This is a genomic window from Micromonospora sp. C28SCA-DRY-2 (genome assembly GCF_030519475.1).
In the GTDB taxonomy this organism is placed as follows: domain Bacteria; phylum Actinomycetota; class Actinomycetes; order Mycobacteriales; family Micromonosporaceae; genus Micromonospora.
On sequence record NZ_JAUMKD010000001.1, the window covers coordinates 351821 to 375144 of the forward strand.

The following is a 23324-nucleotide window of genomic DNA, read 5'->3' on the forward strand; positions in this document are numbered from 1 at the left end:
CCCGCGCTGACCGGTTGCTGGACCAGCCTAGGGGGCACTTGTGGTTGACGTGGCGTTGCGGCCGATCGACGACTCCGATCTCGACGCGTTGTTCGAACAGATGCGGGATCCCGAGTCGGTCCGGATGGCCGCCTTCACCGCCGAGGATCCCGACGACCGCACCGCGTTCGACGCCCACATGGCGAAGGTCAGGGCGTCATCCACGGCCGTCAATCGCGCCGTCACCGCCGATGGACGGCTGGTCGGCAGCATCGCCGCCTTCGTCATCGACGGAGTCACCGAGGTCACCTACTGGATCGACCGGGCCTACTGGGGGCAGGGCATCGCCAGCCGAGCGCTCGCCCTGCTGATCGAGTCGGTTCCCGTCCGGCCCCTGTTCGCCCGCGCCGCCAGTGACAACGCGGGATCACTGAAGGTGCTGCGGAAAGCAGGCTTCGCCATCACCGGCACGGAGACCTCGTACGCCAACGCGCGGAAGACGGAAATCGAAGAAACGATCCTGCGCCTCGACGAGCCCGCGCAGACCGCGCCATCCGACCCGGATCCGGATGGACCGTGACGAGCTGTCACCCGACGAGCCGGCGGCACGGCCCGGCCCCGTCCGTGGGCTACCGATCGACCTGAGGGCTGTCGCGGATGGCGAGGGCGGCCTGGACGAGCGCGGCGTGGGTCAGCGTCTGCGGATAGTTGCCGAGGTGGGCTCCGGTCGCGGGATCCATCTCCTCGGCGTACAGGCCGAGCGGGCTGGCGTGGTCGAGCAACGCCTGGAACAGCTCGATCGCCTCGACGCGTCGTCCGGTGCTGGCGAGGGCCTGGACGAGCCAGAACGAGCAGGGCAGGAACGCCCCTTCGGTGCCGGGCAGGCCGTCGCGCCCGGGCGGGTATCGGTAGAGCAGCGGGCCGCCGGCGGACAGCCGCTCGCGGATGGCGTCGATGGTGCCCTGCACCCGGGCGGACTCGGTACTGTCCATGCCCAGCAGGGGCAGGACGAGCAGGGCGGCGTCCAGGTCGGTGGAGCCGTAGCTGCGGACGTAGCTGGCCTGCGCCGGGTCGAAGCCGCGGGCGCGGACCTCGGCGGCGATGGCATCTCGGGCGCTCTGCCAGCGCCGGCGTTGCCGCGCGGACAGCCGGTGCGTGTCGGCGATGCGCAGCGCCCGGTCGAGGGCGAGCCAGCCCATGAGCTTGGAATGCACGTGCTGGCCGGGCTCGCGGACCTCCCAGACGCCGGCGTCGGGCTCCCGCCAGCGGCGGGCGACAACGTCGGCGAAGCCGCGCACCGCCCGCCACGTCTCGGAGTAGAGGCGGTGGCCGGCCTGGACGAACACCCAGGCGGCGTCGACCACCCAGCCGTAGCCGTCGAGCTGGTGCTGGTCGGCGGCGCCGTTGCCGACCCGTACCGGCACGCTGTCGTGGTAGCCGGGCCATCCCGGCAGCTCCCGTTCCGGTGGCACGTGGCGGCCGTTCAGGGTGAACAGCGCCGGCAGCCGTGGCCGTTCCAGCCGGCTGGCGTGCAGCAGCCACGCCAGGAAACCCTGGGCCTGGTCGAGTTTGCCGACGCCGAGGAACGCGTTGACGCCGATACTGGCGTCCCTGGGCCAGACATAACGGTAGTCCCAGTTCCGCGCCCCGCCGGGATCCTCGGGCAAGGATGTCGTCGGTGCGGCCACCGGGGCCTGCGAGGGGGAATAGGTCAACAAGCGCAGGGTCAGCAGACTGCGGACGACGTGCTCCCGGAATGGGAGCGACTCCTGGATACCGGCCGTCCAGGCTCGCCAGCGGGCCTCGTCCTCGCCGACGAGGTCCCACGCCGCCGCCGGCTCGACGTGGATCAGCGGTTCGCGGTAGGCCACGGCGAGGACCAGGGTGAGCGGGCGGCCCGGGAGGACCGTGACCGGGGTGGGCCGGCCCGGTTCGACCGCCAGCTCGGGTGTGCCGGTCAGGGACACGGCCAGCGCGCCCCACTCGCACACCAGGATTCCGCCGCGATGGCGGGCTCGGGGCCGGCGGTGCGGCGCGCCGAGGCGGGGGTCGAACTCGACGGCGGCGTCGACCGCTCCCCCCTCGGCCGACAGGCGCCGCACCAGCAGGGTCGTCGGCAGCAGACGTCCGGACACCTCGGCCACCATGGCCTCGGTGAGGGTGAGCCGACAGCCGTCCACCGCCCAGGTGGTCTCCAGCGTGGCGGTGTGCCGCCGGTACCGCCGCCCGACGACCGTGGCGGCCGCGGCCGGGCCGACCCGGAACGTTCCCGCCGGCGGGCCACCGACGAGTCGGCCGAAGAGGGGTTCTCCGTCGAAGCGGGGTACGCAGAGCCAGTCGATGGCGCCGTCACTGGCGACGAGGGCGGCGGTGCGGGTGTCGCCCAGCAGCCCGTAGTCGCTGATCGGGGCCGGCGGCCGGGGTGCGGTCACGGTCGGCTCACCGGCCGCTCGGGTCCCCCACCGGTGGCGCGCACGGGCCGCCGACGATCACCGCCGCGGGTACCGACCCGCGGGCCGACGCGGATCAGTGGGCCCGCAGGAGCAGCCCGAGGACGACCCCGTAGATGACGTGGACGACGACCGCCACCGCGGGAGTCTGGACGCCGTAGTTGAGGGCGAACAGGCCGGGCGGCTCCAGCACGGCCGTGCTGGAGGGTCCGGCCCGCAGCGAGGCCATCCGCGGATGGGCGCCCGGGAGCAGCGGCAGGAGCACGGTCAGCGCGATCGCGACATGCAGCCCACCGAACAGCGCACCGATCCACCAGGTGGCGCTGTGCAGCACGGCGAACGCGGCCGCGTACCCGAGGGCGAAGCCCTGACCGGCGACGAGGTGGATGAAGAAGCCGACCACCCGGGCCCGGTCGGGATCCCCGGTGACCAGGGTTCCGAGCACCAGAGGAAGGTCGAGGCGAGTGAGCCCGGCCAGTTGCGCCGCGATCATCGTCGCGGTGAGTGCGGCCGTCGCGACCAACCCGAACACTGCCCATCCGGCCCAGTCCATCTCAGCGGGGGCCGGCGAGGTGTGCCCGGGCGGTCGGCGCGGAGCGCACTTTCCGCGGGGAACCGCGGAAGCCGACAACGCCCGTCCCGCCGAGCAGTGGCCGCCCGGCGTCCCGTACGCGGCCCCGCGCACCTGTCTCGGACATCGTCGCCTTCCGGCTGGACACACGAGGTCGTGTACGGCCCTGGACCGGGGCGCGCCTCGCGACAGTGTCGCGGGCGGTCGCCCGGGCCTCCACCCTAGGCCCACAAGACCTCGCACAGCGTCGGTTTGCCGAACAAACCAGCGCAATCCAGCCGAACGGTGCGGGCGGGACGGCGCCGTCGAAGCGGGCCGACCGCTCGGGCCGACGAGGGGTCACGCGATGTCACCGGGGCCGCGAAAGCAGCGGGCCCGCCACCTGTCGGTGACGGGCCCGCTGCGTACTTCTGGTGGGCGATACTGGGTTTGAACCAGTGACCTCTTCCGTGTCAAGGAAGCGCGCTCCCACTGCGCCAATCGCCCGCGTCTGTGTCGAGGTGGGGACGGGATTTGAACCCGCGTACACGGCTTTGCAGGCCGTTGCCTCGCCTCTCGGCCACCCCACCGAGGTTGCCCCCGTCATGCGTGGCGGCAGCTCCGAGCGGACGACGGGATTCGAACCCGCGACCCTCACCTTGGCAAGGTGATGCGCTACCAGCTGCGCTACGTCCGCGTGCCCCCGGCATTCCCCGGTGACGGATGAGAACTTTAGCCGAGCCGACGAAGGGTTGCCAACTCGGGGGGAAACTCGGCGCGTCCGGGTCGGGGCGCACGCCCCGCAGAGCTTCCTAGGAGGATGCCCAACCTACGACTGGCCGATTGGCGTAGATCATGGCAGATAAAGACCGACAACGATTCGTGATTCACGTTTTCCCAGGTCAGAAACTGTCTGACTTTTGACTTTCGACGCAGGGCAGGCCGTTTCGGTAACGGGCCGTGTTCGGGCGAATGGGTTACGGTAACGGCGTGACGAGACGTGCGGCCGAGATCCGCCTGGATGCCCTGCTGCGCACCGCCTGTGACGTGATCGCGGAACGCGGTCTGGCCAACACCCGGACGGCCGACGTGGCACAGGCCGCCGGGGTGAGCCAGGCACTGGTCTTCTACCACTTCGCCACCAAGGACCGGCTGCTCGCCCAGGCGTTCGCGTACGCCGCCGAGCAGGATCTGGCCCGGCTCGACGCGGTGGTCCGGTCCACCGCCCCACCCCTGACCAAGCTCCGCCGGATCCTGAAGATCTACACCCCGGCCGGGCGGACCATCTCCTGGGCCATGTGGATCGACGGCTGGGCCGAGTCGCTGCGTACCCCCGAGCTGGAGAAGGTCTCCCGCCGGCTCGACCTGCGCTGGCGGGAGGACCTCGCCACGGTGATCGCCGACGGGGTCCGCGACGGCACCTTCGAGTGCGCCGACCCGGCCGGCGCGGCCTGGCGGATCAGCGCGGTGATGGACGGCCTGGCGGTGCAGCTGGCGGTGCACGACCGGGTGATCTCCCGCCGGCAGTTCACCGAGTGGGTGCGCCTGGTCACCGCCCGGGAGCTCGGCCTCGACCCCGCCGAGCTGGACTAGCACGGCGCCGAGCCCCGCCGGGCCGGACGGTTCACGGCGCCTCGACCGGCCGGTGGGCCTGGCGGTCGGCCAGGGTGGCGGCGCGCCGGCGGTGCCGCTCGCGCAGCCGGGGCAGGGCCGGCGGGTGGACGTTGGCCCGCTCGATGTCGCCGGCGTAGTGGTCGATCACCCGGTGGTCCATCACCCGCCGCCACAGCGGCGGGACCAGCGCGGCGACCACCATTGTCGCGTAGCCGGCGGGCAGCTGCGGCGAGCTGTCGAAGCTGCGCAGCGTCTGGTAGCGGCGCAGCGGGTTGGCGTGGTGGTCGCTGTGCCGCTGGAGCTGGAAGAGGAAGACGTTGGTGACCACCCGGTCGCTGTTCCAGCTGTGCCGCGGGTCGACCTTCTCGTACCGGCCGGCCGCGGTCCGCCACCGGGCCAGCCCGTAGTGCTCCAGGTAGTTGACCACCTCCAGCAGGGAGAACCCGAGCACCGCCTGGAGCAGCAGGAACGGCAGCACACCGGGGCCGAACCCGAGGACCAGCGCCCCGAACAGCGCCACCGTCATCGCCCAGGCGTTGAGCACCTCGTTGCGCCAGGTCCACCGGGACCGGCCGCGGAGCCGGAACCGGCCGGTCTCCAGCCGCCAGGCCGAACGCAGACTGCCGAGGACGGTACGCGGCCAGAACCGCCAGAAGCTCTCCCCCAGCCGGGCGCTGGCCGGATCCTCCGGGGTGGCCACCCGCACGTGGTGGCCCCGGTTGTGCTCGACGTGGAAGTGCCCGTACCCGGTCGGCGCGAGGGCCACCTTGGACAGCCAGCGCTCCAGCCGCTCCCGCTTGTGGCCCAGCTCGTGGGCGGTGTTGATGGCGATGCCGTTGACCACCCCCGCGGTGAGCGCCAGACCGGCCGCGCCGAACGGGGAGAGCCCGCCACGCACCCAGACCGCGCAGCAGAGCACCAGCGCGGCGTACTGCGCGGGCAGGTAGAGGTAGGTCAGCCAGCGGTAGTAGCCGTCGGCCGCCAGGGCGGGCACGGCCGCCTCCGGCGGGTTGCCCCGGTCGTCGCCGATCAGCAGGTCGACGACCGGGATCAGGCCGAAGACGATCACCGGGGTGAGCCACCAGGCCCAGCCGGCGTCGGTGCCCCGCCAGGTCGCGTAGCCGAGGAAGGGCAGCGCCGGGACGAGCAGCGCCAGGGGCCAGAACGGCCGGCGCGGATCGCGCCAGCGGTCGGCGGGGACGGTCGCGGGGGCACCGGTCGCCATCGTCAACCTCCGATCCGGGGGACTGTCTTCGACCCTGACACCCGGGCCGCGGCTTTACAAGAGCAGCGCTTTTGTCAAGAACCTGGCCGCGAAAACGGACAGTCGCCGACCTTGTCCCCACCGCGACCGGCTGGTATCCACAGATGCGCATGCGTCACCACGCGGCACCGGCCGGCGGAGGGCCGGCCATCCCGCTCCCACGAGGAGGACCCGTGGCACAACCGGAGTGGACACCCTGGATGAGCCGGCGCCGACGCCGGCTCGTCCCCGTTCTTGCGGCGACCGCGGTGGTCACCGCCCTGCTTCCCGCCGGCCCCGGCGCCGCCGCGCCGGCCGGCGGCGCCACCGAGGAACGGCGCTCCGGCCCGTTCGCCGAGGGCCACCAGCACGCCGACGTGGACAACCGCGCCGGCACCGCCGCCCCGGACGCCAACCAGCGCGGGCTGGCCCGCAAGGCCGACCCGGACGTGCGGTGGAACCGGCTGGGCACCCCGCACGCGCTCGGCCCCGGCCGCGCCCCGCTCGCCACCGGCCTGCCGGCCGACCCGGAGGCGGCCGCCCGCGCCTACCTGACCGGCAACCAGGACCTCTTCGGCCTCGACGCGGCCGAGGTGGCGGCGATGGACCGGCTGCTGGTCCGCCCGATCGGCACCGGCGCGGTGGTCACCCTGCGGCAGCGCTTCGGTGACCTGCCGGCCGGGCACGACGGCCTGGTCACCCTCGCGGTCGCCGACGGCACGGTGCTGTCGGTGAGCTCCTCGCTGGCCCGCGACGCGGCGGCGCCGGCACCGGCCACCCTCACCGAGGAGCAGGCGTACGCGGTCGCGCTGGCCGACGCCGGCCTGGAACCGGCCGGGGTGCGCAGCCACACCGTGCACCGGGTCGCCGTACCCACCCCGCTGGACGGGGCCCGGGACGCGTACGAGGTGACCCTGATCGGCGCCGACGCCGACCACCCGACCGCCTACACCACCTACGTCGACGGCATCACCGGTCAGGTGCTGGTCCGCGAGGACCTGGTCGACTACGACTCGGACAACCCGAGCTGGGCGGTCTTCCCGGCCACCCCGCCCCGCGACCTCGGCCCCGGCGTGGACCCGCGGGTGCGCTGGTGCGGCGACCCGGCGCCGGACTGCCAGGCGGCGTTCCGCGACCCGGCCACCGGCCAGCCGTGGGACGTCGACGCGGCCACCGGCACGCCGACCCTCACCTCGCGGGGCAACTCGGCCAACACGGTGCGCTCCTGGGGCGCCGGAACCCCGGTGGTGCCGGCCACGGAGAGCCCGGAACGCCGCTACGAGTACCCGTTCACCGACCAGTGGCACCAGGCCCGGTGCAACCCCGAGGTGTTCACCTCGGCGCAGCGCAACGACGACGACGCGGCCATCGCCAACCTCTTCGCCATGCACAACCGGATGCACGACTGGGCCTGGCACCTCGGCTTCACCGAGGCGACCTGGAACCTCCAGGCGGTCAACCTGACCCCGGACGGCCTCGGTGGGGACGCCGAGCAGGGCCGCGCCCAGCAGGGCGCGCTGAGCGGCAACCGGAACAACGCCAACCAGGGCACGCCGCGCGACGGCCTGCCGCCGACCACCAACATGTACCTGTGGCAGCCGCAGGCCGGCGGGCCGTACCCGCCGTGCGTGGACGGCGACTACGACATGACGGTGATCGGGCACGAGTACACCCACGCCATCACCAACCGCATGATCGCCGGCCCGAACAGCGGGATCGGCGGGCACCAGGGCGGTTCGATGGGTGAGTCGTGGAGCGACCTGCTCGCCGCCGAGTACCTGTTCCAGCACGGGCTGCGCGCCCCCGGCGAGACGCCCTACATCACCGGCGGGTACGTCACCGGCAACCTGGTCAGCGGCATCCGCAACCACGACTTCAGCCGCAGCCCGCTGAACTACTCCGACGTCGGCTACAACACCGGCGGCCCGGCCGTGCACGCGGACGGTGAGATCTGGAGCGCCACCAACTTCCGGGTCCGGGCCGCGCTGATGAAGCGGTACGGCGTCGGCACCCCGCAGCGGCAGCTCGACTGCGCGCGCGGCAAGGTGCCGGTCGAGCAGTGCCCGGGCAACCGGCGCTGGTCGCAGCTGGTCTTCGACTCGTTCCTGCTCCAGGCCGCCAGCCAGGTGAGCATGCTCGACATGCGGGACAACATGCTCACCGCCGACCTGCTCCGCTTCGGCGGCGCCAACCAGGACCTGATCTGGGCCGAGTTCGCCCGCTCCGGGATGGGCCGGGACGCCGCCACCAACGGCGCCTCCGACACCGACCCGACGCCGAGCTTCGCCGCCCCGAACGCCGACAACGCGCTGCTCACCCTCCGGCCGAAGGGCGACAGCGCCGACGCGCCGATCCGGGTGTACGTCGGGGCGTACGAGGCGCGGGCGGTGCCGGTGGCCGACACCGACCCGGCCACCGCGCTGCCGGACACCGTCGAGCTGGTGCCCGGCACGTACCAGTTGCTGGCCGTCGCGCCCGGCTTCGGGCACCAGCGGCTGACAGTGGTCGCCAAGGCCGGCAAGGAGGGCTACGTCGACCTGCGGATGAGCCGCAACCTGGCGTCCACCGCGTCCGGCGCGACCGTCACCGGGGACGGGGTCAACCTGGACCGGATCGCCGACGACACCGAGGCCACCAACTGGGCCTCACTCGACGGCGTGGCCGGCCGGCAGGTCACCGTGGCGCTGCCCGGCGACGCGCCGCAGGTGGTGAAGCGGGTGAACGTCAGCGCCATGCTGCGCCCGGCGATCGCCGGCGACGCCGATCCGGGCAGCCAGAACGCGCTCAGCGCGCTGCGGTCGTTCGCGGTGTCGGCGTGCAACGCGAAGATCACCGACTGCGCCGATCCGGCGAACTGGCAGCGGATCCACACCAGCGCGGCGGACGCGTTCCCGGGTGGGGCGTACCGGGCCTACGTGCGGGACATCAACCTGCGCGAGTTCCGGGTGCCGACCACGCTCGCCACCCACCTGCGGCTGGAGGTGCTGGCCAGCCAGTGCACCGGCGGCCCGGCGTACGCCGGTGAGCAGGACGACGACCCGGCCACGACGACCGACTGCGCGACCGCCAGCCCGGCGCGCGACCAGGTACGGATCGCCGAGTTCCAGGCGTTCTCGAAGTGACGCCTCCCGGGGCCGGCCGGCGCGCGCCGGCCGGCCCCGGGCACCGGCCGCCCGTTCCCGGCGGGCCGGTCACCACCGTCGTGGCCCGGCGGGCCGCTCCCACCGGTCCGCGGGTTCCGGGTCGCCGTCCCCGCCGGCGGTCCGGGTCAGGTGGCGCAGCCGCAGCAGCAACCCGACGCCGAGGAAGAGCAGCAGCCCGCCGAGCAGGAACGCGGCGTGCACCGCACCGAAGCCGCCGGACCGCGCGACCGGGCGGCCCGCGGCCGGGGGCACCTCGGCCACCGGCTCCTCGGTCGGCTCGACCTCCGCGGTCTCCTCGGCCGGCTCGATGGGCTGCGCGGGTGGGGTGCTCTCCGGTGCCGGCTCGGTCGGGGTGGCCGGGGCGGCCGGCCCCACCACCGACCGGGTCGCCGTCTGCCGGGCCAGCAGGCGCAGGTTCGCGTCGTACGCCTCGGCCGCCAGCGTGACCCGGCCCCGCGTGACGTCCTCGGCGAAGGCCAGCCGGTAGCGGGCGGTGACGGTCCGGTCCGGGCAGAGCGTGCCCGGGTCCAGCTGCCGGTCGGTCAGCCGGGCCACGTCCCCCTCGGTCCGGATCTCCAGCGGGAACGAACCGGTCTCCTCGACCCGGTCCACCTTCACCTGGTCCAGCCGGATCCCGCGCACGGTGAGCACCATCGACCAGCGCACCTTGACGCACCGCCCGGGGTCGGTGCGGGAGACCACCGCCGAGACGGTCGCCACCCGGTCCCCGGCGGTGAACTCGTCGGGCAGGCCACTCAGCTCGGTGGCGAAGGCCGCCCGCGCGGGCGCGGCCGGGCCGAGCGCCATCCCGCTCAGGCAGGCCAGCACCACCCCGGCCCGCAGCGCGTACCGCCGCATCGTCACCGTTCCGCCCTCCCCGGTCGCCTCCTGTCCGGCAACGCTAGGAGCACGCGGGCCGGCCGGCCAGACGGGTGTGTTCGCACCGATCGGCAAGTGCGGGGGTGGATGTCACCGAGGGTGGTGAACCGGTCACCCCTCCCCCGCGACACGCCGGGTCGGCGGGCCACGCGAGAATCACCCGGTGTCCGAGCTCTCCGCCGCCTTCGTCCGGCTGCACGCCCGCCTCGCGCCGGTCGCCTTCGTCCCCGAGGTGCGGCTGCACCAGGCGGACGAGCCGATCGGGCTCTGGGAGCTGACCGAGGGCGAGTTCCGCAGCGCCCAGCCGCCGCCGTTCTGGGCCTTCGCCTGGGCCGGCGGGCAGGGGCTGGCCCGGTACGTCACCGACCACCCCGAGCTGGTCGCCGGCCGCCGGGTGCTCGACCTGGCCGCCGGCTCCGGACTGGTGGCCATCGCCGCGGCCCGGGTCGGCGCCGCCGCGGTCCGCGCCGTGGAGGTCGACGAGCTGGCCGTCGCGGCGGTCGCGCTCAACGCCGAGGCCAACGGGGTACGCGTCCACGCCGAACTGGGCGACGTCCTCGACGGCGACGCCGGGGACGCCGAGGTGGTGCTCGCCGGGGACGTCTTCTACAGCGAGGCGATGGCCAACCGGATGCTGCGCTTCCTGCTGCGGGCCGCCCGCTCGGGGGCGCGGGTGCTGGTCGGCGACCCGGGCCGGGCGTTCCTGCCCCGGGACCGCTTCGACGAGCTGGCCGGCTACGACGTCCCGGTGCCGGAGGCCCTGGAGAGCGTCCGGGTGAAGCGCACCACGGTGTGGCAGTTGCGTCCCGGCCGGCCGGGGGCCGCCGACTAGCGTGTCGGCGTGCTGTTCCGCAGCTGGGCGCAGGCCGCCGACGCCGCCTGGCCCGACGTGGCCCGGGTCGCCGACCACACCGGCGTCGAGCACCTGGTGGTCACCCGGCACGCGCTGGTCCGCGAGGTGCTCACCGACCCGGTGACCTACCGGCCGGACAACGCCCTGGACGCGGTGACACCGATGCCGGTGGCCGCGCTGCGGGTGCTCGCCGGACACCGGTTCCGGCTGCCGCCGACACTGGCCAACAACTCCGGCGCCAGCCACCCGGCGATCCGGGCGATCGTCGCCGACGCGCTGCACCCGACCCGGGTGGCCGCCCAGCGGCCCTGGCTGACCGACCTGGTCCGCGGCCGGGTCGCGGCGCTCGCCGCCGAGCTGGACGCCGGGGCGCCGGTGGACCTCTACGCCCGGCTCGCCGCCGACCTGCCGCTGCTGGTGCTGGCCCGGCTGGTGGACCTGCCGGACGCGCCGGTCGGCGCGGTGAAGGCGTTCGCCCGGGCCGCGCTGGAGCTGTTCTGGGCGCCGCTGGACGCCGAGCGGCAGCTCACCCTCGCCGCCGAGGTGGGCCGGTTCCACCGGGTGCTGCGCGAGTTCGCGGCCGCCGGCGGTGGGCTGGCGGCCGACCTGCGGGCCGCCGGCCACCCGCCCGACACGGTGGTCGGTGCGCTGTTCTTCCTGCTGGTCGCCGGCCAGGAGACCACCTCGCAGTTCCTCACCCTGCTGCTGCACCGGCTGGCCGGCGAGCCGGAGGTGCTGGCCGGCCTGCGCGCCGGCAGTGTGCGGGTCGCCGACGTGGTCGAGGAGGGACTGCGGCTGGAGCCGCCGATCGTCACCTGGCGGCGGGTGGCCGCCACCGACACCACGCTGGGCGGGACGGCGGTGCCGGCGGGCACCAGCATGGTGCTCTGGCTGGCCCGGGCCGGCCGGGACCCCGCCACCGTGGACGCCCCCGAAGAGTTCCGCCCCGGCCAGCGCGGGTCGCGCCGGCACCTGGCCTTCGGGGCGGGCGCGCACCGCTGCGTCGGCGACCAGCTGGCCCGGATGGAGGCGGCGGTGGTGGTCGCCGAGGCGGCCCCGCTGCTGGCCGGGGCGACGGTGGTCCGCGCGCCCTGGTGCCCGGACAACCTCACCTTCCGGATGCCGGACGCCTTCGTCATCCGCCGGCGCTAGGCCGCCCGCGAGGGCTCCCCCCGTGGTGCGTACCTGACGAAAGTGGGGTGCGGGTGGTGCCGTTCGGGCGCGGCGGCGGCGCCGGCCGGCCACCTAGCGTCGAGGCATGATCACATTACGTGGGTTGACCAAGCGGTTCGGGCGGACGACGGCCGTCGACGACCTGACCGTCGACATCGCACCCGGCCGGGTCACCGGGTTCCTCGGCCCCAACGGCGCGGGCAAGTCCACCACCATGCGCATGGTCCTCGGCCTGGACCGGCCCACCGCCGGGCGGGCGTTGATCGACGGCCGGGCCTACCGGGAGCTGCGGCGACCGCTGCGCGAGGTCGGCGCGCTGCTGGACGCCCGGGCCATCCACCCGGCCCGGTCCGGCCGGGCCCACCTGCTGGCGATGGCGCGCAGCAACGGCCTGCCCACCCACCGGGTGGACGAGGTGCTCGGCACCGTCGGGCTGGACGCCCGCGCCGCCGCCAAGCCCGGCCGGACCCTCTCGCTCGGCATGGCGCAGCGGCTCGGCATCGCCGGCGCCCTGCTCGGCGACCCGCCGGTGCTGATGTTCGACGAGCCGGTCAACGGCCTCGACCCGGACGGGGTGCGCTGGGTCCGGCAGCTGATGCGGTCGCTGGCCGACGAGGGCCGGACGGTCTTCGTCTCCAGCCACCTGATGAGCGAGATGCAACTGACCGCCGACCGGCTGGTGGTGATCGGCCGGGGGCGGCTGCTCGCCGACGCGCCGATCGGCGAGGTGATCGCGGGCAGCGCGGTGGCGGTACGGGTGCGCAGCCCGCACCCGGCCGGTCTGGCCGCGCTCGCCGAGCGGCTCACCGCGACCGGGGCCACCGTCACCCCGGCCGGCCCGGACGAGCTGACCGTCACCGGCGCCACCGTGGACCGCATCGGTGACCTGGCGTACGAGCTGGGGGTCCGGCTGCACGAGCTGAGCCCGCACGGGGCCTCGCTGGAGCAGGCCTTCATGGAGCTGACCGCCGGCAGCGTCGAGTACGCCGGCACCCCGACCGGAGGGACCGACCGATGAACACGATCGCCGCCGAATGGACCAAGCTGTGGTCGGTGCGCTCCACCTGGTGGACCATGCTGGCCGGGCTGCTGGTCACCGCCGCGACCGCCGGCCAGCTCGCCATCTACGCCGCCAACGCGAACACCAACGACGACCCGGCCGACGACGCCGGCGTCGTCACCGTCGGCAGCATCGTGATCGGCTCGGTCGAGCTGACCCAGTACGCCGTGCTCGCGCTCGGCCTGCTCCTGATCACCAGCGAGTTCACCAGCGGCACCATCCGGACCACCCTGCAGTGCACCCCGTCGCGCGGGCGCGTACTGCTGGCGAAGGCCGCGGTGACCGGGGCGGTGACCTTCGCGCTCGGCCTGCTGCTCGGCGCGGTCGGCGCGGCGGTGGCCCGGCCGGTGCTGGGCCGCTGGGGCACCGCGCCGGCCGCGGAGACGCTCTCCGACGTCGCGGCCGTGGCGGTCTACCTGGCGCTGGTCGGCGTGCTCGCGCTCGGCCTGGCCGCGGCGCTGCGCAGCGCGGTGCTCACGCTGACCGTGCTGGTCGCCACCCTGATGATCGTGCCGCTGTCGTTGCAGGAGCCAGACATCGCGGTGCTGAACCGGATCGCCGACGCCTTCCCCGGGGTGGCCGGGGCGCACTTCCTGGCCGGCGACTCCGACCCCTACCCGGCGGCCGTCGGGTTGCTGCTGCTCGCCGGGTGGGCCGCCGCCGCGCTGGCCCTGGGCCGGGTCGCGCTGCGCCGCCGGGACGCCTGACGTGCGCGGGCGGGGCGGGTCAGCCGGCCGGCTCGACCAGCCCCGCCTCGTACGCGAGGATCGCCGCCTGCACCCGGTTGCGCACCTCCAGCCGGGTGAAGATGCTGGTCAGGTAGCTCTTCACGGTGCCCTCCACCAGGTGCAGCCGGCGGGCGATCTCGGCGTTGGACAACCCCGCCCCGACCAGCGCCAGCACCTCCCGCTCCCGGTCGGTGAGCCCGGCCAGCCGGTCCCGGGCGACCGGACGCCGGGCCAGCCGCCCGCCGCCCAGCTCGATCACCCGGCGGGCCACCCGCGGCGACAGGTACGCCCCGCCGTCGGCCACCGCCCGCACCCCGGCGATCAGCTCGCGCGGGTCGCCCGCCTTGAGCAGGAAGCCGCTCGCCCCGTGGCCGAGCGCCCGGGCCACGTGGTCGTCCTCGCCGAAGGTGGTCAGCATGACCGTGGCGGTCTGCGGGACCAGCCGGCGGATCTCCGCGGCGGCGCTGAGCCCGTCCAGCTTCGGCATCCGGATGTCCAGCAGCGCCACGCTCGGCCGGTGCGCCCGGACCAGTTCCACCGCCGCCCGACCGTCACCGGCCTCGGCGACCACCTCGATCTCCGGGTCCGCGGCGAGGATGGCCCGCACGCCGGCCCGGATCATCGCCTCGTCGTCGGCGAGGACGACCCGGACCGGGCCGGTCGGGATGCTGTCGGTGCTCACTGGTCGATCCGCTCCTTGCTGACCAGCCGGCCGTCGGCGAAGCAGAGTCGCCAGGTCGGCTGGGCCAATGGGAAGTTCCCGTCGGTGTAGTACTCGCAGCCGGCCCGGTCGGCCCAGGGATCGGGTCGGTCGAGCTGCCGGCGGGGCAGCCCGGTCAGCTCCGCGCGGACCGTGCCGACCCGCATCGCCTCGAAGGTGGCCTCATCCAGCACCGTCCCGGCGGTCGCCACCGGGTAGTAGACGAGGGAGAGCACCAGGGCGAGGCCGGCCGGCGCGCCGAGCGCGGCGAGCAGGCTGCGCCGGACCCGCCGGCGGGCGTCGCGCAGCCGCCGCTCCGCCTCGGCCGGCCACTGTGCCGGGCCGCTCCGGTCGCCGCCGGGCGACGCCGCGGCCGGCGACCCGTGCGCCGGGATCACCCGTGCCGGTTCGTCCGCCGGGCCGGTCACGTCGCTCCCGACGGGACCGGTGACCGGCAGCCCGGCGCGCACGGCGAAGCCGCCGTCGGGCCGCGGGCCGGCGGCGAGGGATCCGCCGGCGAGGCGTACCCGCTCGGCGAGCGCGAGCAGCCCGCTGCCGTGCGAGGGCGGGCCCGGCAGCGGGCCGGCCGGCGGCGGCGCGTTGACCACGGCCACCTCGATCCGGCCGCCGGTTCGGGTGAGGCGCACGTCGACAGCGGCGCCGGGGGCGTACCGGGCGGCGTTGGTCAGCGCCTCGCGCACCACCCGGTGCGCGGCGTGCCGGACCCGCGCCGGCAACTCCGCCGTGTCGGGGGTCGCCGCCAGCCGTACCGCCATGCCCGCCTCCCGGGCGCCGTCGACCAGTTCCGCCACGCTCTCCTCGGCCGGCCGGGTGGAGCTGGCGCCGCCCTCCTCGCGGAGCAGCCCGATGATCTCGTGCAGCCGCTCGGTCGCGGTGGCGACGCTGGCCCGCAACTCCCCGGCGGCGGCCCGGTGCCGCGGCTCGAGATCGGCGGCGACCTCCAGGGCGGCGGCGCGCAACGCGATCAGGCTGAGGTCGTGACCGAGCGAGTCGTGCATCTCCTGGGCGATCCGGGCCCGCTCCCGCAGCCGGATCCGCTCCGCGGCACCGCGCTCCTCCCGCACCAACGCCTCGGCGTGCCAGCGGCCCGCCTCGACCAGCTCGTGCTGCTGGCGCCGGTACCGGCCGACCAGCCACGGGAACACGCCGGCGAAGAGCAGCACCGAGGCGAGCAGGAACCAGGTGGCCGCGCCGGTGCCGAGCAACCCCAGGTTGAGCACGGTGCCGCCGGCCGCGAGCCCGGCGAAGGCGACCGCGGCGGGCACGGCGGTGCCGCTGCGCCGCCCGGCCAGGTAGCTGAACACCGGGATCGCGAAGAGGAAGTTGCCGTTCAGCAGCGACCCGAGCACCGCCATGACCAGGGCGGCCACCGGCCAGCGCCGGCTGACCCCGACCGCGGCGGTGAGCACGAGCAGCGCGCAGACCGTCAGCACGGTGGCCCGCCCGGAGTGCGGCGGGGTCACCCCGGCGTACCCGATCGGAGCGGCGGTCACCAGCCACAGGGCGGCGTCACCGGCCCACCGTCGCCGGTCGGCCCCGGACCACCGGCCGCCTGCCACCCGGGCCACCCGGGACGCCCACCAGCTCTCCACGGCGGCCAGGCTACCCACGTCCGACCTGGGCGGGCACCGACGAAAGTCAGGTGTTCAGCTGATCTCCTCGGCCCAGGCCCGCCAGTCGTCGAGCACCCCGTAGAGCGCCGGGGTGAGCCAGCCCGGCGCGGACCGGCGGAACACCCCCGGGTCCATCGCGCCGGCACCGGCGGGCACCGCGCCGAGCAGGTTCGGCACCAGGTCGGTCAGGTTGGACCAGTGCACCAGCTCCGGCTCGGCCGGCCAGGCGCCGATGACCACGCCCGCCGGCACCGCCCGCCGGTCCAGCGCCTCCAGGGTGAGCGCCGTGTGGTTGAGCGTGCCCAGCCCGGCCCGGGCCACCACCACCGCCGGCGCGCCCAGCGAGACGGCCAGGTCGGCCACCGTCCACGGCTCGCCCGACGGGCGCAGCCCTATCGGCACCAGCAGCCCGCCCGCGCCCTCGACCAGCACCAGGTCGTGCTTGTCGGCCTCCTCGCGGACCGCGTCGACGGCGGTGTAAAGCTCCAGCGGCTCCAGCTCGGCCACCCGGGCCGCGGCCAGCGGGGCCAGCGGGTCGGGGAAGCTGGCCAGGGTGCGGCCGGTCAACGGGGCCGCCAGCCGGGTCACGTGGTCCACGTCGCCGGGCTCGCCGGTGGCCGTACCGGTCTGGCCGGGTTTGACCACCGCGACCCGCAGGCCGGCCGCCTGGGCGGCGGCCGCGATCGCCGCGGTCACCACCGTCTTACCGACCTCGGTGTCGGTGCCGGTCACCAGCACCGGCCCCCGCCACGGCTCGGTCATGTGCCCACCTCGGTTCGCGACCGCGGGGCTCGCAAACCCGGCTCACTCCTCGCGCTCACGGGAGCCACCTCGGTTCGCGACTGCGGGGCTCGCAAACCCGGCTCACTCCTCGCGCTCACGGCGCACACTCCACGATGACCTCCAGGGCCCGCTCGAAGTCCGCCCGGGGCACCCCGGCGCCGATGGTGAGCCGCAGCCGGGAGCGGCTGTCCGGGGTCGACGGCGGGCGGAAGCAGCCGACCGCGACGCCGCGGTCGCGGCAGTCCGCCGCCCAGGCCGTCGCGGCCTCCGGGCCGGGCGCGGTCACCGAGACCACCGCCGCGTCGGGCTCGGAGACGTGCAGTCCGGCGGCGCGCAGCCGGCGCACCGCGAGCGCGGCCCGCTCGGCGATCTCGGCGCGCGGCCCGTCGCCGGCCCGGGCCCGCGCGACGGCGGCGTGCACCCCGGCGGCGACCGCCGGGGGCAGCGCGGTGTCGAAGATGAAGGTGCGCCCGGTCTCCACCAGGTGCCGGACGAACTCGGCCGGTCCGGCGACCACCCCGCCGGCGCCGCCGAGCGCCTTGGACAGGGTGGCGGTGACCACCACGTCCGGCGCGCCGGAGAGCCCGGCGGCGGCCACCCCGCCGGCCCCGGCCGGGCCGATGACGCCGAGCGCGTGCGCGTCGTCGACCAGCAGCAGCGCGCCGTGCCGGCGGGCGACCGCGTGCAGCTCGGCCAGCGGGGCGAGGTCGCCGTCGACGGAGAAGACCGACTCGGTGACCACCACCGCCGGCCGGCCGGGCGCGGCGGCCAGCGCGGCGGCCACCGCGGCCACGTCGTTGTGCGGGGTCACCATGGTCTCCGCGCCCGAGATCCGGCAGCCGTCGATCAGCGAGGCGTGGTTGTGCGCGTCGGAGACGAGCAGCGTACGGGGCTGCACGAGCGCCCGGACCGCGCCGAGGTTGGCCAGGTAGCCGGAGGAGAAGACCAGTGCCCGGTCGGTGCCGAGCCAGTCGGCCAGGTCGTCCTCCAGCGCGTGGTGGGCGTCGGTGGAGCCGCGCACCAGCCGCGACCCGGTGGCCCCCAGCCCGTACGCCGCCAGTGCCCGGCCGGCCGCGGCGGTGACCTCGGGGTCGGTCGCCAGGCCGAGGTAGTCGTTGCCGGCCAGGTCGACCACGGCGTCGCCGGCCGCGCGCGGTCGCAGCCGGCGGGTCAACCCCGCCTTCGCCCGCAGCTCGGCGCGGCGGTGCAGCGCCGCCAGCCAGTCCGCCACCGTCACCCCCACACCGCCGTCGCGGCCGCCGTCGCCGAGCGCGGCCGCCGGGCGAAATTACCATCCGTGACCCGCGGCCCGGCGCTTCCACCCCGGTCGGCGGCGCCCGGTCACCGCGGGCCGCGCGGCCGTTCCTGTCGATCGGGCGGGCTTGTAGGGTACGAGCCATGCCAGAGATCCTCGACCAGGCCCGTACCCAGGTGCTGGAGAACGGCGTCGGTCTCGACGAGGCCGGCGTCCTCGCCGTGCTGAACCTGCCCGACGAGCACCTGCCCGCCGCCCTCCAGCTCGCCCACGAGGTGCGGATGCGCTGGTGCGGCCCGGAGGTGGAGGTCGAGGGGATCGTCTCGCTGAAGACCGGCGGCTGCCCCGAGGACTGCCACTTCTGCTCCCAGTCCGGCCTGTTCACCTCGCCGGTGCGCTCGGTCTGGCTGGACATCCCGTCCCTGGTCGAGGCGGCGAAGCAGACCGCCGCGACCGGGGCGACGGAGTTCTGCATCGTGGCCGCCGTCCGCGGCCCGGACGCCCGGCTGATGAAGCAGATGCGCGAGGGCGTCGCCGCCATCAAGGCGGAGGTCGACATCCAGGTGGCCGCCTCGCTGGGCATGCTCACTCAGGAGCAGGTCGACGAGCTGGTCGACATGGGCGTGCACCGCTACAACCACAACCTGGAGACCTGCCGCTCCTACTTCCCGAACGTGGTCACCACCCACTCCTGGGAGGAGCGCTGGGAGACGCTGCGGATGGTCCGCGAGTCGGGCATGGAGGTCTGCTGCGGCGGCATCCTCGGCCTCGGCGAGACGGTGGAGCAGCGGGCCGAGTTCGCCGCGCAGCTCGCCGAGCTGGACCCGCACGAGGTGCCGCTGAACTTCCTCAACCCGCGTCCGGGCACCCCGCTCGGCGACCGGCCGGTGGTGGAGGGCAAGGACGCGCTGCGGGCCATCGCCGCGTTCCGGCTGGCCATGCCGCGCACCATCCTGCGGTACGCGGGCGGCCGGGAGATCACCCTGGGCGACCTGGGCACCCGCGACGGCCTGCTCGGCGGCATCAACGCGGTGATCGTCGGCAACTACCTGACCACCCTGGGCCGGCCGGCCACCGAGGACCTGGCCCTGCTGGACGACCTGAAGATGCCGGTCAAGGCGCTTTCCGCGACGCTGTGAGGGGTTGACGGTGACGGACGCTGCTCCGCTGGCGGCGCCGAACACAACGGCGCCGCTCTGGTGCGACCGCTGCGGCGAAGCCGCGGCGGTCGGGTCGCACGAGGCGTGCGTGGCGGCGCGCGCCCTGGAGCCGCCCCGGTTCTGCGCGCGCTGCCGGCGCCGGATGAAGGTGCAGGTGCTGCCGGTGGGCTGGGCGGCGGTCTGCGTCGAGCACGGCGAGATCCGCGGCTGAGGCCCCCGTGACGCCCGGTTCCCTCGTCGCCCGCGGGCCGCTCGCGCCGCCCCGGTCCCGGTGGCGCCGGTGACCGGGGAACTGCGCGGGCGGGCGGTGACGCTGCGGCCGGCCGGCGCGGCCGACGTGCCGGCGCTCGCCGCGATCCGGGCCGATCCGCAGGTGCGCCACTGGTGGCGGGGCGGTGACGACCTCAGCGCCGCCGTCGCGGCCGACCTGGCCGACCCCGACCTGACGGTGTACGCGGTGCTGCACGACGGCCGGGTGGTCGGCGCGATCCAGTGGTACGCCGAGGACGACCCCGACTACCGGCACGCCAGCCTGGACATCTTCCTCGACCCGTCGGTGCACGGTCGGGGCCTCGGCCCGGACGCCATCCGCACCCTGGTCCGGCACCTGGTCGAGGCGCACGGGCACCACCGGTTCACCATCGACCCGGCGGCGGCGAACACCCCGGCGATCCGCAGCTACGCCAAGGTCGGCTTCCGGCCGGTCGGCGTGCTGCGCCGCTACGAGCGCGGCGAGGACGGGCGCTGGCACGACGGGTTGCTGATGGACCTGCTCGCCGACGAACTGGTCGACTGACGGGAGCGGATTGTCCCGACACCCGCGCGGAGGGCGGCGGTCAGCCGTCCCAGACGAGATCGCGGTCGCCGTCGCGGCGGGCGCCGGCGGCCGGCCGGTGCGGGGCGAGCCGGCCGTCCGGCATCAGGTGGCGCACCGGCACGTCGTGGCCGAGCACCGCGACGTCGGCGATCAGCCGCCGGTGGCAGCGCCACCAGACGCTCTCGCTGCACATCACCGCCGTGGTCCGGGCCGCCGCCTCGGCGAGCACCGCCTCCAGCGCCGCCCGGAAGTCGGCGGTACGGGTGTACGCCGCGTACGCCCGGAACGCCGCCACCGTCCACCAGGTGTCCGGCTCCGGCGTGCCGGCCGGGGTGTGCCGCCGACCGCCCAGCCGCGGCTCCCAGCGGTAGCCGATCCCGGCCCGCGGCAGCCAGCGTTCCAGCTCCTCCCGGCGGACGTCGGGATTGGTGCGGCTGGCCGGGAACCGCCGCACGTCCACGACCAGCTCGATCCCCGCCCCGGCCAGCAGCTCTCCGAGCCGGGCCCGGTCGGCCGGCCCGTGCCCGACGGTCACCAGCGCCCGCTGCACCACCCCATCCTGCCCCGGATCCCGGACATTCACCGTGCCCGGCGGCTGACGCCTCCCCTGGCCGCGGGGCGTCGGGCGGTTCGCCTCCGCCACCCGGTGGCCGGAGCGCGGGTGGCGATATCCATCGCGCCGGGACCCGTACCGCCGGCCAGCCAGCGGGCCGTGCTGCGGCTACGGCCGCCGACAGATGGGCGGTGGCCTGGCCGGTGCCGCCGGCGGCACCGGTGACGAGGACGACCGTGCCGGTGAGCTGACGATCCATGGTCTTTCCTTCCGGGTGGTGGAGGATCCGAGGGACGGACGCGGCGGGCGTCGTCCGCCCCTCGGATGCCGGGCCAACCGGCACCGCCCGTACCGGACGAGCTGCTGGCAGCGGTGGCGGGATCTCGACCGGGGTCGCGCCGTGGACGTCGGCGCTCCGCACCGGGTGTGCCCGCGGCGGTTGGTTGCGTCAGGCGGGTTTGGCCCGCAGGAAGACGGCGGCGATCAGGACACCGAGCACCACCAGGGCGGCGTTGACGGCGATCGCGATGGTGACGCCGTCCAGGATCGCCGTGGCCGTGGCGGCGCCCGCGGCGGCAGCGGTCACGATCGCGGACATGATCGGGGTGCCCATGGTGATGCCGACCTGCTGGGACATGGTGGCCAGGCCGGTGGCCAGGCCCTGTTCCCGGTCGGGCAGTCCGTTGGTGGCGGTGACCATGAAACCGACGATGACCAGCATGTTCCCGGCGCCACCGAGGAAGGTGGCGGGCAGCAGCAGCGCCATCGAGGAGGCGGTGCCCGTGCCCAGGAAGAACAGGGCGGCGGTGAAGACGGCCTGGATCAGACCGCCGGCGACCAGCGCGGTCAGCGTGGAGGTCCGGGCGATCACCTTCGGGGCCAGCAGGCCGCCGACCACCGTGCCGAGGCCCAGGACGCCGAACGAGATCCCGGCGACCAGGGCGGAGAAGCCGAGGGTCTTCTGCATGTAGAGGGTGAGCAGGTACACCAGCGAGGTCTCCGTGACGAAGGCGAGCAGGCCCAGCGCGTTGCCCCAGGCCACGTTCCGGCGACGCAGCACCCCCAGCGGGACCAGCGGCTGGGCCACCTTCCGCTCGACGAGGTAGAACACCACCAGCAACAGGGCACCGGCGGTCAGCCCGGTCACGGCGTGCGGGCTGGTCCAGCCGTGCTCGCCGGCCTGGGTCAGGCCGTAGACGAGCCCCAGCAGGCCGAAGGTCACGGACAGGGCGCCGGGCAGATCCAGGTGGGGACGGCCGGCAGGCCTCGACTCCTGGATGACCGAGGGAGCGATCAGCAGGACGGCGGCGGCGACGGGCACGTTGATGAAGAAGGCCCAGCGCCAGGACAGCAGATCCGTGAGGACGCCCCCGAGGATGGCGCCGGTGGTGAATCCGGCGGACATCAACGCGCCGCTGAGGCCCAGGGCCCGCTGCCGCAGCGGCCCTTGGGGGAAGGAGGTGGTCAGCAGGGAGAGCCCGGCGGGAGTGGCGGCCGCGGTGGCCAGACCCTGGGCGACCCGGGCCAGGATCAGGATCTCGGGGCTGGTGGTGAGACCGCCCACGAGGGAGGCCACCCCGAGCAGGCCCAGACTGCCGAGGAAGATCCTCTTACGGCCGACCAGGTCACCGATGCGGCCGAAGAGGAGGGTGAACCCGGCCGCGCTCAGCGCGAACGAGGTGGCGATCCACTGGAGGTTGGACAGGGAGAAGCCGAGACCCTCGCCGATCGCCGGCAGCGCGACGTTGAGGATCGAGAAGTCGACGGCCAGCATGAACTGGGTGACCAGCAGGACGGCGAGGACCAGCCGGAGTCGGCCGGTCAGCCGATGCGGGTGCGGGGCGGTGGCGGCGAGCGGAGCGGTGGGCTGCGGCGCGGCAGTGGTTGTGGACATGACCTTCGTTTCGTTCGAGTCCACCCGGAACGAGCGGGGGGACGAGGTGGCAGGACCCGGACACACCAGGAATCGTTAACGGGATCGCAGTACCGTTACGCGGCAGACGCTACCACCCGGAACGCCGTAATGGAACTGTCGTCCCGATAACATGTCCTGTGGCATCGTGAAGCTCCGTACGAAGGAGATCCATTCGTGGCTGACACCCCTGTTCCCGGCACCGTCCGGCCTGGTGGCCGCACCGCTCGCGTCCGCGAGACCGTCCTCCGGACGGCTGCCGACGTCCTGGCCGAGGCGGGCTTCGAGGCCCTGGACCTGGCCGAGGTCGCCCGTCGAGCCGGGGTGGGCAGGACCACCGTCTATCGCCGCTGGGGGACCCCGAGCGCGCTCGCCGCCGACCTGCTCGACGACATGGCGGCCCAGTCCCTGCGTCGCGCCGACACCGGATCCATCGAGGACGACCTGCGCGCCAACGCCCGCCTGGTGGTCGAGACGCTCACCGACCCGCGGCAGGGACGGCTGTTCAAGGCCCTGATCGCCGCGTCACTCTGCAACGAGCAGGCGGCCGAGGCACTCCACCGCTTCTACCTCACGCGCATCGAGGAGTGGGCGGGCTGTGTCACCGACGCCATCGATCGCGGCGAACTCCCTGTCGGCACCGATGCCCATCGCGTCATCGGCGCCGTCTCCGCCCCCCTGTACTACGCACTCCTCAACACGGGTGCCCCGCTCACGGAGGCCGACGCCCGCGGCGCCGCCGAAGCCGCACTCGCCGCGGCACGCGCCGGAGTCTGGGTCACGACCGCCGGCCAGACAGCGGGCCCACGCCACTCGCACTAGAGACAGTAGATCTTGG

21 protein-coding genes and 3 tRNA genes are annotated in these 23324 nt (G+C 74.8%); 11 read left to right on the plus strand and 13 right to left on the minus strand.

Annotated features, from left to right (window positions below; genetic code table 11):
* Positions 1 to 40 precede the first annotated feature (40 nt).
* Complete coding sequence (locus tag Q3W71_RS01595; protein ID WP_302917480.1) at positions 41 to 559, plus strand: GNAT family N-acetyltransferase; 519 nt, start codon at positions 41 to 43, stop codon at positions 557 to 559.
* Positions 560 to 608: 49 nt separating this feature from the next.
* Here Q3W71_RS01595 and Q3W71_RS01600 read toward each other — a convergent pair whose 3' ends face one another.
* The 5 genes from Q3W71_RS01600 to Q3W71_RS01620 form a co-directional block, all read right to left on the minus strand.
* Positions 609 to 2411 (minus strand): glycoside hydrolase family 15 protein, encoded by a 1803-nt coding sequence (locus Q3W71_RS01600; protein ID WP_302917481.1) that lies wholly within the window; start codon positions 2409 to 2411, stop codon positions 609 to 611.
* A 94-nt stretch (positions 2412 to 2505) separates the two neighbouring features.
* Complete coding sequence (locus Q3W71_RS01605) at positions 2506 to 2961, minus strand: hypothetical protein (RefSeq protein WP_302917482.1); 456 nt, start codon at positions 2959 to 2961, stop codon at positions 2506 to 2508.
* Positions 2962 to 3411: 450 nt separating this feature from the next.
* Positions 3412 to 3486, minus strand: a tRNA-Val gene (locus Q3W71_RS01610).
* A 12-nt stretch (positions 3487 to 3498) separates the two neighbouring features.
* A tRNA-Cys gene (locus tag Q3W71_RS01615) sits at positions 3499 to 3569 on the minus strand.
* A 34-nt stretch (positions 3570 to 3603) separates the two neighbouring features.
* Positions 3604 to 3676 (minus strand) — tRNA-Gly (locus Q3W71_RS01620).
* A 293-nt stretch (positions 3677 to 3969) separates the two neighbouring features.
* Between Q3W71_RS01620 and Q3W71_RS01625 the strand changes: the two genes are divergently transcribed.
* On the plus strand, positions 3970 to 4572 hold the full coding sequence (locus Q3W71_RS01625; RefSeq protein WP_302917483.1) for a TetR/AcrR family transcriptional regulator: 603 nt from the start codon (positions 3970 to 3972) through the stop codon (positions 4570 to 4572).
* A gap of 31 nt (positions 4573 to 4603) precedes the next feature.
* Here Q3W71_RS01625 and Q3W71_RS01630 read toward each other — a convergent pair whose 3' ends face one another.
* Positions 4604 to 5818 carry an alkane 1-monooxygenase gene (locus Q3W71_RS01630; RefSeq protein ID WP_302917484.1) on the minus strand — a complete coding sequence of 405 codons (1215 nt, stop codon included), beginning with the start codon at positions 5816 to 5818 and terminating at the stop codon, positions 4604 to 4606.
* Between the two features lie 212 nt (positions 5819 to 6030).
* Here Q3W71_RS01630 and Q3W71_RS01635 point away from each other — a divergent pair, with 212 nt between their 5' ends.
* Positions 6031 to 8958 (plus strand): M36 family metallopeptidase, encoded by a 2928-nt coding sequence (locus Q3W71_RS01635; RefSeq protein WP_302917485.1) that lies wholly within the window; start codon positions 6031 to 6033, stop codon positions 8956 to 8958.
* 69 nt (positions 8959 to 9027) lie between these two features.
* Here the strand turns inward: Q3W71_RS01635 and Q3W71_RS01640 are convergent, their stop codons facing one another.
* Positions 9028 to 9837 (minus strand): hypothetical protein, encoded by an 810-nt coding sequence (locus tag Q3W71_RS01640; protein WP_302918694.1) that lies wholly within the window; start codon positions 9835 to 9837, stop codon positions 9028 to 9030.
* A gap of 184 nt (positions 9838 to 10021) precedes the next feature.
* On the opposite strand from Q3W71_RS01640, the gene Q3W71_RS01645 reads away from it, so the two are divergent.
* The 4 genes from Q3W71_RS01645 (at position 10022) to Q3W71_RS01660 (ending at position 13651) form a co-directional block, all read left to right on the plus strand.
* Complete coding sequence (locus tag Q3W71_RS01645; protein ID WP_302917486.1) at positions 10022 to 10690, plus strand: methyltransferase; 669 nt, start codon at positions 10022 to 10024, stop codon at positions 10688 to 10690.
* A gap of 9 nt (positions 10691 to 10699) precedes the next feature.
* Positions 10700 to 11863 carry a cytochrome P450 gene (locus tag Q3W71_RS01650; RefSeq protein WP_302917487.1) on the plus strand — a complete coding sequence of 388 codons (1164 nt, stop codon included), beginning with the start codon at positions 10700 to 10702 and terminating at the stop codon, positions 11861 to 11863.
* Between the two features lie 106 nt (positions 11864 to 11969).
* On the plus strand, positions 11970 to 12902 hold the full coding sequence (locus Q3W71_RS01655) for an ATP-binding cassette domain-containing protein (RefSeq protein WP_302917488.1): 933 nt from the start codon (positions 11970 to 11972) through the stop codon (positions 12900 to 12902).
* Positions 12899 to 13651, plus strand: a complete 753-nt coding sequence (locus Q3W71_RS01660; RefSeq protein WP_302917489.1) for an ABC transporter permease subunit — start codon at positions 12899 to 12901, stop codon at positions 13649 to 13651. Before Q3W71_RS01655 ends, Q3W71_RS01660 begins: the two co-directional genes overlap by 4 nt.
* Positions 13652 to 13670: 19 nt before the next feature.
* Here the strand turns inward: Q3W71_RS01660 and Q3W71_RS01665 are convergent, their stop codons facing one another.
* The 4 genes from Q3W71_RS01665 to Q3W71_RS01680 all read right to left on the minus strand — a co-directional run bounded on the left by Q3W71_RS01665 (position 13671) and on the right by Q3W71_RS01680 (position 18020).
* Positions 13671 to 14354 carry a response regulator transcription factor gene (locus Q3W71_RS01665; protein ID WP_302917490.1) on the minus strand — a complete coding sequence of 228 codons (684 nt, stop codon included), beginning with the start codon at positions 14352 to 14354 and terminating at the stop codon, positions 13671 to 13673.
* Positions 14351 to 15985, minus strand: a complete 1635-nt coding sequence (locus Q3W71_RS01670) for a sensor histidine kinase (protein WP_302917491.1) — start codon at positions 15983 to 15985, stop codon at positions 14351 to 14353. The genes Q3W71_RS01665 and Q3W71_RS01670 overlap by 4 nt, the downstream gene beginning before the upstream one ends.
* A 54-nt stretch (positions 15986 to 16039) precedes the next feature.
* Positions 16040 to 16768, minus strand: coding sequence for a dethiobiotin synthase (gene bioD, locus Q3W71_RS01675; protein ID WP_302917492.1), 729 nt, complete (start codon positions 16766 to 16768; stop codon positions 16040 to 16042).
* A gap of 115 nt (positions 16769 to 16883) precedes the next feature.
* Positions 16884 to 18020: an 8-amino-7-oxononanoate synthase gene (locus Q3W71_RS01680; RefSeq protein WP_302918695.1), complete on the minus strand. Its 1137-nt coding sequence runs from the start codon at positions 18018 to 18020 to the stop codon at positions 16884 to 16886.
* Between the two features lie 167 nt (positions 18021 to 18187).
* Between Q3W71_RS01680 and bioB the strand changes: the two genes are divergently transcribed.
* The 3 genes from bioB (at position 18188) to Q3W71_RS01695 (ending at position 20000) form a co-directional block, all read left to right on the plus strand.
* A complete protein-coding gene (gene bioB, locus Q3W71_RS01685) occupies positions 18188 to 19183 on the plus strand; it encodes a biotin synthase BioB (RefSeq protein ID WP_302917493.1) in 996 nt (331 codons plus the stop codon).
* Between the two features lie 10 nt (positions 19184 to 19193).
* Entirely contained in the window at positions 19194 to 19415 is a 222-nt protein-coding gene (locus Q3W71_RS01690; RefSeq protein WP_302917494.1) for a hypothetical protein, read from the plus strand.
* Between the two features lie 69 nt (positions 19416 to 19484).
* Positions 19485 to 20000, plus strand: coding sequence for a GNAT family N-acetyltransferase (locus Q3W71_RS01695; protein ID WP_302917495.1), 516 nt, complete (start codon positions 19485 to 19487; stop codon positions 19998 to 20000).
* Positions 20001 to 20040: 40 nt separating this feature from the next.
* Here Q3W71_RS01695 and Q3W71_RS01700 read toward each other — a convergent pair whose 3' ends face one another.
* A complete protein-coding gene (locus Q3W71_RS01700) occupies positions 20041 to 20571 on the minus strand; it encodes a DUF488 family protein (protein ID WP_302917496.1) in 531 nt (176 codons plus the stop codon).
* A 451-nt stretch (positions 20572 to 21022) separates the two neighbouring features.
* Positions 21023 to 22468 carry an MFS transporter gene (locus Q3W71_RS01705; protein WP_302917497.1) on the minus strand — a complete coding sequence of 482 codons (1446 nt, stop codon included), beginning with the start codon at positions 22466 to 22468 and terminating at the stop codon, positions 21023 to 21025.
* Positions 22469 to 22663: 195 nt separating this feature from the next.
* On the opposite strand from Q3W71_RS01705, the gene Q3W71_RS01710 reads away from it, so the two are divergent.
* Complete coding sequence (locus Q3W71_RS01710) at positions 22664 to 23308, plus strand: TetR/AcrR family transcriptional regulator (protein WP_302917498.1); 645 nt, start codon at positions 22664 to 22666, stop codon at positions 23306 to 23308.
* Positions 23309 to 23324 lie beyond the last annotated feature (16 nt).

Coding starts and splice junctions, on each gene's coding strand:
- Q3W71_RS01630 (WP_302917484.1), bottom strand. CDS start 5,818: ATGGCGACCGGTGCCCCCGCGACCGTCCCCGCCGACCGCTGGCGCGAT.
- Q3W71_RS01640 (WP_302918694.1), bottom strand. CDS start 9,837: ATGCGGCGGTACGCGCTGCGGGCCGGGGTGGTGCTGGCCTGCCTGAGC.
- Q3W71_RS01655 (WP_302917488.1), top strand. CDS start 11,970: ATGATCACATTACGTGGGTTGACCAAGCGGTTCGGGCGGACGACGGCC.
- Q3W71_RS01660 (WP_302917489.1), top strand. CDS start 12,899: ATGAACACGATCGCCGCCGAATGGACCAAGCTGTGGTCGGTGCGCTCC.
- bioD (WP_302917492.1), bottom strand. CDS start 16,768: ATGACCGAGCCGTGGCGGGGGCCGGTGCTGGTGACCGGCACCGACACC.
- bioB (WP_302917493.1), top strand. CDS start 18,188: ATGCCAGAGATCCTCGACCAGGCCCGTACCCAGGTGCTGGAGAACGGC.
- Q3W71_RS01705 (WP_302917497.1), bottom strand. CDS start 22,468: ATGTCCACAACCACTGCCGCGCCGCAGCCCACCGCTCCGCTCGCCGCC.